The sequence below is a fragment of the Pseudomonas sp. YQ_5 genome, assembly GCF_043103305.1.
Taxonomy (GTDB): domain Bacteria; phylum Pseudomonadota; class Gammaproteobacteria; order Pseudomonadales; family Pseudomonadaceae; genus Aquipseudomonas; species Aquipseudomonas putida_Y.
Genome location: NZ_JBICJS010000044.1, coordinates 187,662 through 200,538 on the forward strand (window position 1 = coordinate 187,662; position 12,877 = coordinate 200,538).

General features: G+C 62.6%; 16 protein-coding genes and 1 riboswitch. Of the genes, 4 read left to right on the forward strand and 12 right to left on the reverse strand.

What is annotated here, in order from left to right; genetic code table 11:
* Positions 1-4 precede the first annotated feature (4 nt).
* The 7 genes from ACF8EA_RS09050 to ACF8EA_RS09080 all read right to left on the reverse strand — a co-directional run bounded on the left by ACF8EA_RS09050 (position 5) and on the right by ACF8EA_RS09080 (position 4,109).
* A complete protein-coding gene (locus ACF8EA_RS09050) occupies positions 5-619 on the reverse strand; it encodes a response regulator transcription factor (protein ID WP_252460069.1) in 615 nt (204 codons plus the stop codon).
* Between the two features lie 221 nt (positions 620-840).
* Positions 841-1,083, reverse strand: coding sequence for a DUF1272 domain-containing protein (locus tag ACF8EA_RS09055; RefSeq protein WP_021783827.1), 243 nt, complete (start codon positions 1,081-1,083; stop codon positions 841-843).
* 66 nt (positions 1,084-1,149) lie between these two features.
* Entirely contained in the window at positions 1,150-1,902 is a 753-nt protein-coding gene (cobM, locus tag ACF8EA_RS09060) for a precorrin-4 C(11)-methyltransferase (RefSeq protein ID WP_392521655.1), read from the reverse strand.
* Between the two features lie 34 nt (positions 1,903-1,936).
* Positions 1,937-2,323 (reverse strand): cobalamin biosynthesis protein, encoded by a 387-nt coding sequence (locus ACF8EA_RS09065; protein WP_392521656.1) that lies wholly within the window; start codon positions 2,321-2,323, stop codon positions 1,937-1,939.
* The gene (locus tag ACF8EA_RS09070) at positions 2,323-3,009 is read right to left on the reverse strand and encodes a CbtA family protein (RefSeq protein ID WP_392521658.1); all 687 of its coding nucleotides are present in this window, start codon (positions 3,007-3,009) and stop codon (positions 2,323-2,325) included. The genes ACF8EA_RS09065 and ACF8EA_RS09070 overlap by 1 nt, the downstream gene beginning before the upstream one ends.
* Positions 3,010-3,018: 9 nt before the next feature.
* The gene (locus tag ACF8EA_RS09075; RefSeq protein WP_021783823.1) at positions 3,019-3,207 is read right to left on the reverse strand and encodes a CbtB domain-containing protein; all 189 of its coding nucleotides are present in this window, start codon (positions 3,205-3,207) and stop codon (positions 3,019-3,021) included.
* Between the two features lie 93 nt (positions 3,208-3,300).
* Positions 3,301-3,524, reverse strand: a riboswitch (cobalamin riboswitch).
* A gap of 105 nt (positions 3,525-3,629) precedes the next feature.
* A complete protein-coding gene (locus ACF8EA_RS09080; RefSeq protein ID WP_103444461.1) occupies positions 3,630-4,109 on the reverse strand; it encodes a GNAT family N-acetyltransferase in 480 nt (159 codons plus the stop codon).
* A 124-nt stretch (positions 4,110-4,233) separates the two neighbouring features.
* Between ACF8EA_RS09080 and ACF8EA_RS09085 the strand changes: the two genes are divergently transcribed.
* From ACF8EA_RS09085 to ACF8EA_RS09100, 4 genes are all read left to right on the forward strand, one after another.
* Positions 4,234-4,863 carry a LysE family translocator gene (locus ACF8EA_RS09085; protein ID WP_176683445.1) on the forward strand — a complete coding sequence of 210 codons (630 nt, stop codon included), beginning with the start codon at positions 4,234-4,236 and terminating at the stop codon, positions 4,861-4,863.
* 21 nt (positions 4,864-4,884) lie between these two features.
* Positions 4,885-5,757, forward strand: coding sequence for an alpha/beta fold hydrolase (locus ACF8EA_RS09090; protein ID WP_392521660.1), 873 nt, complete (start codon positions 4,885-4,887; stop codon positions 5,755-5,757).
* A gap of 96 nt (positions 5,758-5,853) precedes the next feature.
* Complete coding sequence (locus ACF8EA_RS09095; protein WP_392521662.1) at positions 5,854-6,741, forward strand: pirin family protein; 888 nt, start codon at positions 5,854-5,856, stop codon at positions 6,739-6,741.
* A 295-nt stretch (positions 6,742-7,036) separates the two neighbouring features.
* Entirely contained in the window at positions 7,037-7,297 is a 261-nt protein-coding gene (locus ACF8EA_RS09100) for a DUF1652 domain-containing protein (protein WP_021783818.1), read from the forward strand.
* 124 nt (positions 7,298-7,421) lie between these two features.
* On the opposite strand, the gene ACF8EA_RS09105 is transcribed toward ACF8EA_RS09100, so the two are convergent.
* The 5 genes from ACF8EA_RS09105 to ACF8EA_RS09125 form a co-directional block, all read right to left on the reverse strand.
* Complete coding sequence (locus ACF8EA_RS09105; protein ID WP_392521955.1) at positions 7,422-7,709, reverse strand: hypothetical protein; 288 nt, start codon at positions 7,707-7,709, stop codon at positions 7,422-7,424.
* 168 nt (positions 7,710-7,877) lie between these two features.
* Entirely contained in the window at positions 7,878-8,525 is a 648-nt protein-coding gene (alkB, locus tag ACF8EA_RS09110) for a DNA oxidative demethylase AlkB (protein ID WP_392521664.1), read from the reverse strand.
* Between the two features lie 159 nt (positions 8,526-8,684).
* Positions 8,685-10,130 (reverse strand): curlin, encoded by a 1,446-nt coding sequence (locus tag ACF8EA_RS09115; protein ID WP_392521666.1) that lies wholly within the window; start codon positions 10,128-10,130, stop codon positions 8,685-8,687.
* Positions 10,131-10,145: 15 nt separating this feature from the next.
* A complete protein-coding gene (locus tag ACF8EA_RS09120; RefSeq protein ID WP_021783814.1) occupies positions 10,146-10,619 on the reverse strand; it encodes a curlin in 474 nt (157 codons plus the stop codon).
* A gap of 15 nt (positions 10,620-10,634) precedes the next feature.
* Positions 10,635-12,866, reverse strand: a complete 2,232-nt coding sequence (locus tag ACF8EA_RS09125; protein WP_392521668.1) for an Ig-like domain-containing protein — start codon at positions 12,864-12,866, stop codon at positions 10,635-10,637.
* Between the last annotated feature and the right edge of the window lie 11 nt (positions 12,867-12,877).

Sequence of the window (12,877 nt, forward strand, 5' to 3'; positions counted from 1 at the left end):
GCGCTCAATAGACGCTGTTGCGCTTGGCCAGGTCGACCATTTCCACCAGCGACTCGGTCTTGAGCTTTTCCATGATACGGCCCCGATAGGTGCTGATTGTCTTGGCGCTGAGGTTCATGCAAGTGCCGATGTTCTTGTTGTTCTCGCCGCGCGCGAGGCGCCGCAGCACTTCCATTTCCCGGTTGGAGAGGCTGGCCAGGCGCACTGGCTCGCTCTCCAGCGAGTTGCTGTTGACCGACATCTGCGGAAAGGTCGAATAACCCTTGGTCAGGGCCTTGAGGGCGAACAGCAGGGCCTCGTGGTCCTCTTCCTTGGTGACGAAGGCGCCTATCCCGGCATCCAGGCAGCGGCGTACATACAGGTCAGTGGCCTGGCCGGTCAGCACCATGATCTTCGGTACCGGCTCCAGGCTCTGCAATCGCTTGATGACTTCCATGCCGTCCAGGCCAGGCAGGCCGATGTCGAGGATGACCACGTCCGGGCGCAGTTCGCGGGCTACCTGAGCCACTTCACTGCCATTGCCGACCTCGCCGACGACATGGAAGCGCTCGCGCTCGAGCAGTAGGCGCAGGGACAGCCGGACAATAGGGTGGTCGTCGACGATCAGCACGGTTGTCATGAGGAAAACTCCTGTAGGGATGTGGTCCGCTTCCTGGAACACTCAGGAATACGTCTGCAAGTGGGGTTATCGGAAGCGCTGCACGATACGACCATTCCCGAGGTTTGGTAATGCCGAGTATAGAAGTGTTGAAATCCTCAGTGCTTATTGTTGAAAAATCCTACAAGAAACAGGAAAGACATCACCCTGAAACAGCGGTGATGCCGATTCTTTGCAGTTGCTCAGGCGCAGGCTGCGTGCGGTTTGTGTATACGCAGTGTGGAGGCAGGGTTGTTGGCCAATGCCTGCCCGACCCGCGTCGGGCGGGCTACCAACTGCCCGGTACAATTCGGGCAGCGGCCTTGGAAGCGGGTTTCGGCACAGGCACGGCAGAACGTGCATTCGAAGGAGCAGATCAGAGCGTCGGGGCTGTCACCCGGCAGGTCGGCATCACAGCACTCGCAGTTTGGGCGTAACTCCAGCATGGGCATGACTCCTGTTCGCAGGCGGAAACTCGGAGTCTGCTACGCCCGAGGCAAGGCTGGCAATGTTCAGTCGCCAGGGCGGTACAGGTGGGCATGCCCGGCACGGTACAAGGCCGATTCGGCAAACGGTGTATCCCCCAGTACATGGCCTACCAGGATCAGCGCCGTGCGCCGGAAATCCTTGGCCGCTACGCGTTCTACGATGTCACCGAGGTTGCCGCGCACCCAATCCTGGTCTGGCCAGGTGGCCCGATGCACCACCGCAACCGGGCAGTGCGCGCCATAGTGCGGCATCAACTCATCGACAATGCGCGACAGGTGCTTGACCCCCAGATGAATTGCCAGGGTGCTGCCATGGCGCGCCAGGTCGCCCAACTGCTCACCAGGCGGCATGGGCGAACTGTCGCCATAACGGGTGAGGATCACCGTCTGCGCAACTTCAGGCAAGGTCAGCTCGCAGCCGAGCAGGGCGGCGCTCGCTGCCGTGGCGGTAACGCCGGGGATGACCTGGTAATCGATGCCTAGCGCCTGCAGGTGGCGGATCTGCTCACCGATGGCGCCGTACAGGCTGGGGTCGCCGCTATGCACCCGGGCCACATCCTGACCTTGTTCGTGCGCGCTGCGCATGGCAGCGATGATCTGTTCCAGATGCAGTTCGGCGCTGTTGATCACGGTTTTGGCCTGATGGCCTTCGAGCACGGCGGCGGGCACCAGTGAACCGGCATAAATGATCACCGGGCACTGACGAATCAGCCGTTGGCCCTTGACCGTGATCAGCTCCGGGTCGCCGGGGCCGGCACCGATAAAGTAGATGGTCATGCTAAGTCCTGGCAAGAAAGAGGGTACGAAACGTTCAGCAGGCCAGGGCGAGCGTCGCCGGGCCCAGTACCTGGCGCGTCAGTAGCAGGCTGGCTGTACCCTGCCGCTGGCTGGCCAGGGCCAGTGCCGCGCTCTCGGCTACGCCCCAGCAGCCGCTGTGCCGGTAGGCAGCGGCGGACCGGTGGCTGAGCAGTGGTTCATAGGGTTGCAGTTGCGCGCCATGGTACAGCACCAAAGGCAAACCTAGGTGCTCTGCCAGTTGCAACAACCCGGGCTCGTCGGCCTTCAGGCTGATGCTTGCGATGCCGCGTAGGTCAGCCAACGCCAGGCCCTGGTCGTCCAGAGCCTGGTGCAGCAAGCGATGCAAGGTGTCCGCCGGGCAACCCCGGCGGCAGCCAAAACCAGCGTAGAAGGCAGGCATCAAGCCTGGCTGGAACGGCGGAACAGCCAGGCACTGAGCAGGCCCAAGGCCAGCCAGAAGGCGGCGTTGGTCAGCCAGGAGGCGACTTTGAACTGGGTTTCCAATGCTTCGGGGGCCAGGCTTTCGTGCACCTCCGGTTGCGGCGCACCGATGACATGAGGCATGACCAGCAGCACGGCGCCCAGCGCCTTCAGCAGCCAGTGGCGGGCAAACACCAGCAAGGCCAGGCCCACGGCTGTGGCACTGGCTGTACCGACCCACCAGGTCTGGCGTTGCCCCAGGTCGGCGGCCGCAGTACCTGGCAGTTCTGGTGGCAAGCCCAGGGTTGGGGCCAGGCAGAACACGGCGAAGCCAGCCAACCCCCACAATGCGCCAGTGGCGGCGCGTTTGGGCTCGCGAAGGCTGTACAGGGCGGCGAGGATCAGGGCGAAGCCGACCGCGACCACCAGGTTGCCGCCTGTGGTGGACAGCACGCGCTGCCAGCCGTCTTCCGGCGACCAGGCTTCGGCGCTGTGTTCATGAGCGGCCACTTCGCTACCGTGTTCGTGGTGTGCGGCCGGGGCCGAGGACTCGTAGGTTTCCGCCTCCAGAATCAGCGGAGCAACCCAGAAGCTTTGCAGCAAGGTCAGCAACAGGGCTGCAAGGAGCCCGCTGAAGCCCGCAGTACGGGCAATGCGCGTGATCATCAGGCGTACTCAGTGGCAGGGGAAGGCGGCGCTGTGGCGGGTGTCGTGGGCGGCGTTGTGCACGGCCTCGATGTGCGAGAACCCGGCAAAGTAGACCAGGCACAGACCCAGCAAGCTGGCACCGACGGCGATGGTTACACGCCGGCTGAGGGTAACGGGGGTAGCAAGGCTGTGTTGTTTGGCGCTGGTGACGGGCATGACGCGATCCTCTGCTTTTTTGTGGGCAACGGGCGAGCGCGGCAGCCCCGGACGTGGTCGCCCAAGGGAATGCAACAGCGCCCGCCCACCGCGGGGTGTTCATGAACGTCAGGCCGGTCTCCGGGCTTGCGAGGAAGAGCTGGGCTCCTGGAACGCGTCACCTTCCCATGCCGTACTACAAGGCACAGTGGTACAGACGCTTCACTCGCTTACCGTTGCGGGGGCAGCACCGGCATTGTCCGGCCCTGCAGAAGGGCCTGGGACGCACCGGTTTCCCGTTTCACCCCGTGAGGGGCACCTGAACGCGAGGCATAAGGAGAGCATGGGGCGGGCTTGGCGTCAATGTCATACACAGCGCGAGGCTGTCGAACAGCAGGTACTACAGGCTCAGGCCCGCAGGCAGAAGTGCAGGAACCGGGCGTTCACCCGCGGGCGAATGCCGCCAGCTTGTCGCCATCCAGCCGGTAACGCACCCATTCATCCTGCGCCTCGGCCCCCAGTTTCTGGTAGAAGCCGATCGCTGGCTCGTTCCAGTCCAGCACGCTCCATTCCAGGCGCCCGCAGTTGTTCGCCACCGCTTCGCGGGCAATGTGCTGCAACAACTGTCGGCCGGCGCCATCGCCGCGTTGCTCGGGGGTTACGTACAGGTCTTCCAGATAGATGCCATTGCGCCCGAGCCAGGTCGAGTAGCTGTAGAAGTACACGGCAAAGCCGATTGCACGGCCATCACGCTCGCACATCAGGGCGTGCACAGTGCTGCCTTCGTCGAACAGGCTGTGCTCGATGTCGGCAAGGGTGGCGACTACCTCGTGGCGAGCGCGTTCGTACTCGGCCAGTTCGGTGATGAAGGTTAGGATCTGCTCGGCATCGGTACGCACGGCAGGGCGAATGGTGAGGCTCATGGTGACGGCTTCCTTGGTCCGGATTGGCGATACAGTGATGTGTATCTACGTAATTTAATCAAACTGTACCAGTCGCTGGGAAAGGCGATTCCGGTAGTGTGACAGCACCTATAAAGAAAGTGGAATGCCCGCCATGCTTGCCTCTGCCGACCTGCTGACCGCCTTCGTGCTGTTTGCCTTCGTGTCTTCCATCACGCCAGGCCCCAACAACACCATGTTGCTGGCCTCGGGGGTGAACTTCGGCGTGCGCCGCTCGGTCCCTCATGCCTTGGGTATCAGCTTTGGTTTCATGATGATGGTGCTGGCCGTCGGCCTGGGGCTGGGTGAGGTATTCAAGGCCTGGCCACCACTGTATACGGTGCTGCGCTACACTGGCGCCGCCTATCTGCTGTACCTGGCCTGGAAGATCGCCACTTCCGGGCCGGTCGGTACGGCCTCGTCCAGTGCCCGCAAACCACTGGGCTTCTGGGGGGCGGCGGCGTTCCAGTGGGTCAACCCCAAGGCCTGGGTGATGGCGGTGGGGGCGATTACCACCTACACGCCCGCGCAGGGCTATGTAACCAACGTGATCGTCATTGCGGCCTTGTTCGCTTTGGTCAACCTGCCGAGCGTGGGGGTATGGGTGATGTTCGGCAGCGCCCTGCGCAACCTGTTGCAGCATTCGCGCTGGCTGATGCTGTTCAATGTCGTGATGGCCCTGTTGCTGGTGATTTCACTGTACCCGCTGCTGTTTGTAGAATCAGCGTTTTCCTGACCCCGAGAGTACAGTAAGCCGATGCAGTTGATTCCCTGGTCCCACGAATGCGCCGAAGGTTTCACCCTGCGTGGCTGGCGAACCCCGGCCAGTGGCAAACCGCTGCTGCATTTCCTGCATGGCAACGGCTTCTGTTGCCTGACCTACCAACCGCTGCTGATGCGCCTGGGCGAGCATTTCGACCTCTGGCTATGCGACGTTCAAGGCCATGGCGACAGTGACCATGGCGGGGTGTTTCGCGGCTGGAACCGTACCGCCGCCTTGGCGGTGGAGGCCTTTCAGGGCGGACGTAGCGAGTATGGCGACGTACAGCGGTTTGCCGTAGGCCACAGCTTCGGTGGCGTGCTCACTGGGCTGATCCTGGGCAGTGAGCCGCAACTGTTCGCACGTGCCGTGCTGCTCGACCCGGTACTGTTCAGCCGGCGCATGATCGGTGTGATGGGGGCGGCAGCCCTGGTCGGCCTGCATCAGCGCCACGGCCTGGCCCGCAAGGCTGCCAGCCGCCGCAGCCACTGGCCCGATCGCGAGTCGGCGTTGGCCTCGCTGGAAGGGCGCGGCATCTTCAAAGGCTGGACACATGCGGCACTGCAGGCCTACGTCGAGCATGCCATCGGGGATTGTGGCGAGGCTGTGGTGCTCAAGTGCCGGCCCAGCCGTGAAGTGGAAATCTTCAGCTCGTTCCCTAAACGCATGTGGACCAGTCTGGCTGCAATCAGGACGCCGACACGGGTGTTGTATGGCGAAGACACCTATCCCTTTGTGCCACATTCGGTGAATCGTCTGGCGCTGCTAAACCGCAATGTGACCGCACGGCAAGTTGCCGGTGGGCACTGTTTCATGCAAGAAGACCCGGCCATGGCGGCCGAGCAGGTGCTCGGTTTTTTGCAGGGTTGACTGTTCTGCAGGTGGGACGAAGCATGCCATTTTAGTCAACTACCGCTTGATTGGCATCATTGATAAGGTTATCTCAACCAAGAGAGGAGCCTTCTCATGAAAAAGATTCTGGGTATTCACCGCAGCCCTCACGCCCATTGGGTGGGTGATGGTTTTCCGGTGCGCAGCCTGTTCACCTACGACAACCTGGCCAGCCGGATAAGCCCGTTCCTGCTGCTGGACTACGCCGGTCCGCATGATTTCGCCCCGACCCAGGCCCGACGCGGTGTAGGCCAGCATCCGCATCGCGGCTTCGAGACGGTGACCATCGTCTACCAGGGTGAACTGGAGCACCGTGACTCTACCGGTGCTGGCGGCTTGATCGGCCCTGGTGACGTGCAGTGGATGACGGCTGCCAACGGCATCATCCATGAAGAGTTCCATTCCCCTGGCTTCGCCCGCAGTGGAGGCACATTGGAAATGGTCCAGCTGTGGGTAAACCTGCCGGCGCGGGACAAGCGTGCAGCGGCCGGCTACCAGACGCTGCTGGCCGGCGACATTCCGGTGGTAGCGCTGGACGGTGATGCCGGGAGCTTGCGGGTGATTGCTGGTGACTACCATGGGCACCAGGGGCCGGCGCGGACCTTCACGGCGATGGATGTGTGGGATTTGCGGCTCAACGCCGGCGCGACCCTGCAGTTGCCGGTTGCTGCCGGTCGCAATGCGGCGCTGGTGGTGTTGCGTGGTAACGTTCGAATCAATAGCGAGCGCGAAGCAGGCCCGTCCAGCCTGGTGCTGCTCGACCGGGAGGGTGTAGACGTAGCCGTCGAGGCGCTGGACGGCGCCAGTGTGCTGCTGCTCAGCGGTGAGCCAATCGATGAGCCGATTGTCGGCTACGGCCCGTTCGTGATGAACAGTCAGGCGGAGATTGCCGAGTCGTTCGATGATTTCCATGCCGGGCGGTTTGGGCAGATGCAGGATGAGAGGGGAGGTGCCGCGCACTGATCCTGTTGATTGGGTGGCCTGCCCCGGCACTTTCGCTGGCAGGCAATCTCCCCAGCGACCCGGTTGGACCCTGGCCAATGCGTTGTCGTCCGAGACCACTCGTCGTCAAGTCTGCTATTGCATTCGAACATACGGCGCACGCGGAGAATCTTCCACTAAGGTGCTAAAGGATTCCTCGCAAGCTCATTGCCCGGGCGCATGGAAAGCTGGCCGAGCATGTGCAATATCAATTGGCGCCCCGCCCGACAAAGGCGTACTCCCAAACAACAGGCCATCCCGCAGAGAGGGTCGTACCATGTCGTTGATAGGCGTTTCGATACTAGAAATGCGGCAAATGATCGAGCAGGCCTGCTTGCCAGATCGCTGTGAAGTCAGCTGCCCGGACGGCGCCAACCTGACCATCCGCCTGGGCCAGGGCCAGGATCTCGATCAAGGCGTGACCCTCAGTGGGGTCGCCCTGCAAGATCTCAACAGTTGCCGTGATCTGGTCAACCTGGTGGAGCAGCTGCATGCGCTGCGTGACAGCCACCCGGCGTCACTCAAGGCTATTGCCTGAGCGCACCTGTCGTGCCCGGGTCAGCCCAGGCTGGCCCGGGCTCTTGCATTCTGGCTGCGGAATAGCAGCGCGCAGGTATCAGCCCTGGCAGCCATGAGCGCCGCACCGGCTGCCGCTGTTCGGCTTATTGCAGTTCCAGCAGCAGGTTCAGGCCACCGTCGCCGCACTTACCCTTGTCACGGACCACGCCATGGTAACTCCGTCCATCCCAGATGAAGGCCACACTGTGAGCGCGGTCGATCTTGTCGGGCAATGGGGGGCAAATGTGCAAGCGCAGCCCTGGGAGGCCTTGCAGGTTGAGGGTGGCCAGCTGGCATTGGCATTCCACACTTTGCGCCACGGGGCCGAACAGGGTGTCGCGTACGTAATCGAGCTGCAGCGAGGCATTGGGGGCGCGGCCAGGCATCTTCATCGGTACATGGCTCCGGTGCAACGGCTCGAAGAACCAGGCAGGTTTGGCATGGCAGGCTCCAGACAAAAGTAGGCGGCTTCTCATTCGAAGCTTGCCTGGCCAAGATGTTCAATGTGTTTCATGTGGGTTCATCTTGTTTTGCGCTGGGCGGCAGAGGACTGACCCTGTTCAGGCACCTGCCTTGCGCAAGGTCAGGTTGATCCGCCGTTCGCCCAGGCGCGGATGAACACCGGGCTTGATCGGTAGCACGCCGTGGAAGCGCAAGCGGTCTTCGCCGCCCCAGACCAGCACATCGCCGTGGCTCAGTGCAATGCGCTGAGCCTTGTCGGCACGCTGCAGGCCGCCAAACAGGAACACGGCTGGCAAACCCAGCGACACCGACACGATCGGCTGACCGAAATCCAGCTCGTCACGGTCCTGGTGCAGGCTCAGGCGTGTGCCTGGCAGGTAATGGTTGACCAGGCAGGCATCCGGCACGAAACCGTCAAACCCGGCCATGGCTGCCGCGCGGGAGGCTAAGGCGAGCAGAGCCGGGGGCAGGGCAGGCCAGGGCTGGCCACTGAGCGGGTCGTTGGGGCTGTATCGGTAGCCGTGTTGATCACTCACCCACCCCAACGTACCGCAGTTGGTCAGCCCTACTGCCATGCGCAGGCCTCCTGGGGTGTACATGTGTCGGAACGGCGCGGCACGCAACACCGGACGCAGGGCATCGAGCAGCGCCTCGGTTTCGGCCAGGGCGAAGCCAGGCAGCAGCACGGTATGGCTGGCCAGGCGTTGCGGCTGGGGGCCGAACAGGTCGAGGTCGGACTGGATCATGCGGCTGCACATCTTCGATCGGTTTGCCATTGTACCTCGACAGATACAATCCAAGGGCTTGCACATACTGACCGGATCGAAAGCTTGCAGAGGGCGGGACAACAGAAAAAGGAACCGCGGCACCAGGGAGAGGAGCACCGCGGTTCAAGGGGGAGCGGTTTACTGCTGGGTCACAGTGGCCAGGTTCGCGTTGCCCAGCTGGGTGATGGAGGCGGATTGGGCGACACCGCTCTGGTCGACGAACGCCATGTTGCCCTGGCCTCCCTGGGTCACGTAGGCGACGTTGATGTTGTCAGTCTGTTTGATGGTGGCTTCGTTGCCGCTTCCGTAAAGTTGGTTGGTGTAGCTCTGGTTGCTATAGCCGGACTGGTCGAGGGTGATGGTATTGCCGGTGCCCTGGCTGCTGCCGTAGGCATAGTTGTCGGTACCACGCTGGTCGGCGATCAGAATGTTGTCAGTGCCGTTCTGTTCGAAGTACAGCTCGTTGCTGACGTCATCCTGCTTGGTCGACATCTGGTTGCCTTTACCTGTCTGGGTCAGCGTGGCCAGCTGGTCAGCGCCCTTCTGGGTCAGATTGACGCCGTTGCCATTGCCGGTCTGGTTGATGGTGGCGTTCTGGTTGGTACCGAACTGGCCACCCATCTTGGCGCCTTTCCAGTTACTGGCGGTGATGCTGTTGCCATTGCCTTGGGTGTTGATGGTGAGGTTGAGGTTTTCACCATTCTGATAGGTGAAATGCAGGTTGTTGTTGCCGGTCTGGGTGATGGTGGTGTTTGAATTGTTGGTCTCGAACTGGTCCGACCAACTGGCGTTGGCGTTGCCTTGCTGCGACAGGCTGACCTTGTTGCTGACGCCGAAGCTCTGGTCGATATAGCCTTCGTTCAGCTGGCCGGTCTGGACCACGGAGGCCTGGCTACCCACCTGAGTGTCCTGCCACACTTCTACCGAGTTGCCGCCTCCGTACTGTCCAATGGCAATGGTGCCACCGGTGCCTTCACGCTGGTCGCCATAGGCCCAGTTGTCGTGGCCATCCTGGTAGATCTGGATATCGCCACCGACATGGTTCAGGTGCTCGGTGGTGGCGAAGTTGTCATGGCCAGTCTGGTTGACGGTGCTGCGATTGTTGCTGCCACCGAAGGTCTGCTCGATGAACGCCTCATTGCGCTGGCCGGATTGCCAGCTGGTGGCTTTGCTGCCTTCCTGGCTGTCCTGCCACACGGTGGATCTATTGCCGACGCCTTGCTGGGTTTGCAGCGATTCGTTGTTCGACCCTATCGACTGGCTGGCGAAGGCATCGTTGTAGCTGCCTGCGGCCTGCTGGGTGATCTGGCTGCCGTTCTCGAACAGTTGCTCAGCGTAGCCGGCGTTGTACTGGCCGGTGGCGCTCTGCTGAATATCGCTGGTGCTTTCGGCCTGCACGGCGAGGTGGTTGTGGCCCTTGCCAGTCTGGGTCTGGGTGGCGGAGGCGAAGGATGCCTGGCTCTGAGAGACTTCGGCGATGTTTTCCTTGCCGTCCTGGGTCTGGGACGAGGTGCTGTCAGCAGCCATGGCCTGACCTGCGAGGGCCAGGACGATAGCGGCACTTAACGGAGCGAGCTTGTACATGTGGTGCCTCCAGGTCTATCGGTATTGGGTGATCTGAACATGCTGGCCATTGCCAGCCTGGGTCACGGAGCTGTTGAGCCCCGAGCCGGACTGCACGATGCTGGCGCTGTTGTCGTTGCCGATCTGCTCGATGGCGGCGCTGTTGCTGCTGCCGCTCTGGCGAATCGACGCGCTGTTGCCATTTCCCTGTTGGCTGATGATGGCCATCAGGTCACTGCCTTCCTGCAAGATGTACGCTTCCTGGGCACCGCCGGACTGGACGATACGGCCCAGCAGGGCCTGACCGTTCTGGTCGAGGGCGGCGCGGTTGCCTGACCCTTGTTGCTCGATCACCGCAGCCTGGCCGGCACCAGCCGGCAGCAGGCGGATGATCACTGGTTCGCCGAGGTCGTTGCCGGGTGCGAGGTCGGCATTGTCCATCAGGTCCTCTGCCCAGCAGGCCTGGCCCACCAGGGCCAGGCAGAGCAACAGGGAGTACAGCCGTTTCATCGAAGCCTCCGGCTTTTACTGCACGATTACGTTGACGGTGCGTGTGGTGCCTTGGCTGGTGGTGATCGTCGCCGTCGGTGCCGCAGTCGGGATGATCGTGGTGCTATTGCTGACCACCAGGCGCCAGCGGCCGGTCAGCGCTACCGTGGCCGTACCCAAGGTCTGGACACCGGTAGTAGTGGTTACCTGCACGGTCACGGTATTGCCGGTAGTCACCGAGGAGGTGCCACTGATGTCCCAGTTGTAACGGTTGTTGGAGCGCGCCGTGACTGTGGCTGTCGTGACGGCGAAGGTTTCAGCGGCAGGCCGAGGCGACACGTTGACGGTGACCGTACCTGGGGTGGACAGCCCCCCCAGCGAGTCACGTGCCTGGTAGGTGAAGGTGGTGGTGAAGGCTGTGGTTACAGTGGCCGGTGGGGTATAGGTTACGGTCGTGCCGTCGGTGCTGACCGTGCCGCGGCCGGCGGCCGGCTGGGTGATGTTGGTCACGCTCAGGGGTACGTTGCCTTCTGGATCGGTGTCGTTGGCCAGCACGTTGATGGTCAATGGCACGCCCAGGGTGGCGACGGTCTCCGGGTTGGCAGTCGGTGCCTGGTTAGGCGCTACGTTGATGGTGACGGTGGCCGGTTCCGACTTCAGGCCCTTGGCATCCATCGCCCGGTAGCTGAAGGTGGCTACCAGCGGTTGTGTGGCCCCGCTCGGCGGCGTGTAGGTCACCGAGGTGGTGCCGTTCATCACGACGCCGCCAAGGCCGGTCCCGGGTTGCGTCAGGTCGCTGATGGTCAGCGGCACGTCGCCATCCGGGTCGCTGTCGTTCAGCAGCAGGTTGAGTGTGATCGGTACACCGACACTGGTGTTGCCGACATCGGCCTGGGCCAGCGGTGGCTGGTTGGCGGCCTCGACCGGGGCGTTGCCGACCACGATCACCGGCTCCACATCACTACCGCCGCGGGCAGACTTGACCGTAACGGTGGCGGGCGGTTGCGCCAGGTCGTTGACCGTGATGCTTTGCAGTGTGCCCGATTTCGACATGCGGCCGTAGCCTTGGGCGAGCAGGTCGGGGACCGCTACTTCGTCGCTGGAGCTGGCCTCGATCAACAGGCGTTTGTTGGCCCAGTCATAGCGTGCGGTGCTGACTTTGACCACGTCGCTCAGCTTGCTCGAGAGCGCAGTCGGCTGGGTGCCGCCGACAGCGTTGCTGGCGGTGACAACCACCACCTCTGGCGGCGCCGACTGGTTGAACTGCTGGCTGAAGAACAAACCGTTGTTGTCCGAAGTCAGGGTGAACTGACAAGGCGAAGGCGGCGTGCCGATCAGTGCCAGGCCATTGCGCATACACAGGCTGGCCTCACTCGGGGCCTTGGCGAACACTTCCACGCGGGTGCCGCTGCCGTTGCGCGAGTACGTGGCGCGCTCCAGGGTGACCGGGGTTTGTGCCCGCTGGTCCAGCACCTTGCCAGACACTGTGAACGTGTTGGTCTGAATGGTGCCAGCGGGCCCTTCGATGCGCACGAAGTTGGTATTGAAGGGGCTACCGGTTACCGCTTCGGTGATATTGGGATCGCCGATGTAGGTTTCGGTGGTGCCAGTGTCAGGGTTGACCTCTGTATACGGCCCGCCAACCCCCTTCAGCCAAGGGCCGATCGCACCCTCCAGGGCTCCTTGGAAGTTGCCCGGAGCGCCAATGCCTATGTCCCGGGTGATGTTGATCGCGCGACGTCCTGCCGTGGTGACGTTGACCGTCTCCACCCCGTAAGGGTGCGTGATGGTGTAGGTGCCGGTGCGTGGGACCGAAGCACGGATACGGATGCGCGCGAAACTCTGCTGATCACCGTCTACCGGGTTTTCAGCAGCGAAGGCTGCCTCAATACCGGCAACGTAGACCTCCAGCTCATAACCGCTGTTACCTGCTTGTGGTATCGAGGTTTCGGCCAGGAACCAGAACATCTCCGGTGGCCAGTTATCTGGAAATACCAGCGGCAGGGCATCGTCATAGACACCGGGCTCGGGCAACAAGGTGCACATGTAGGCCGGCGCCCCTGGCGCGCCTGGCGCACGGGTGCTGGTGGCACGTGACTGGCACAGCTCCAGGGATTGGTCGAGGCTGTCCTTGTACCACATCGGATAGCCACCTGTGGCGAAGGTGTAGGGCCCCGGGTCGACATCAGACAGCGCGGCGAATGCGGCGCTGGTAACGGTAAGAGAGAAACCGGCGGCCAACAGCGCACGGCGCGACCAAGTGTTCATGCTGCCTCCTT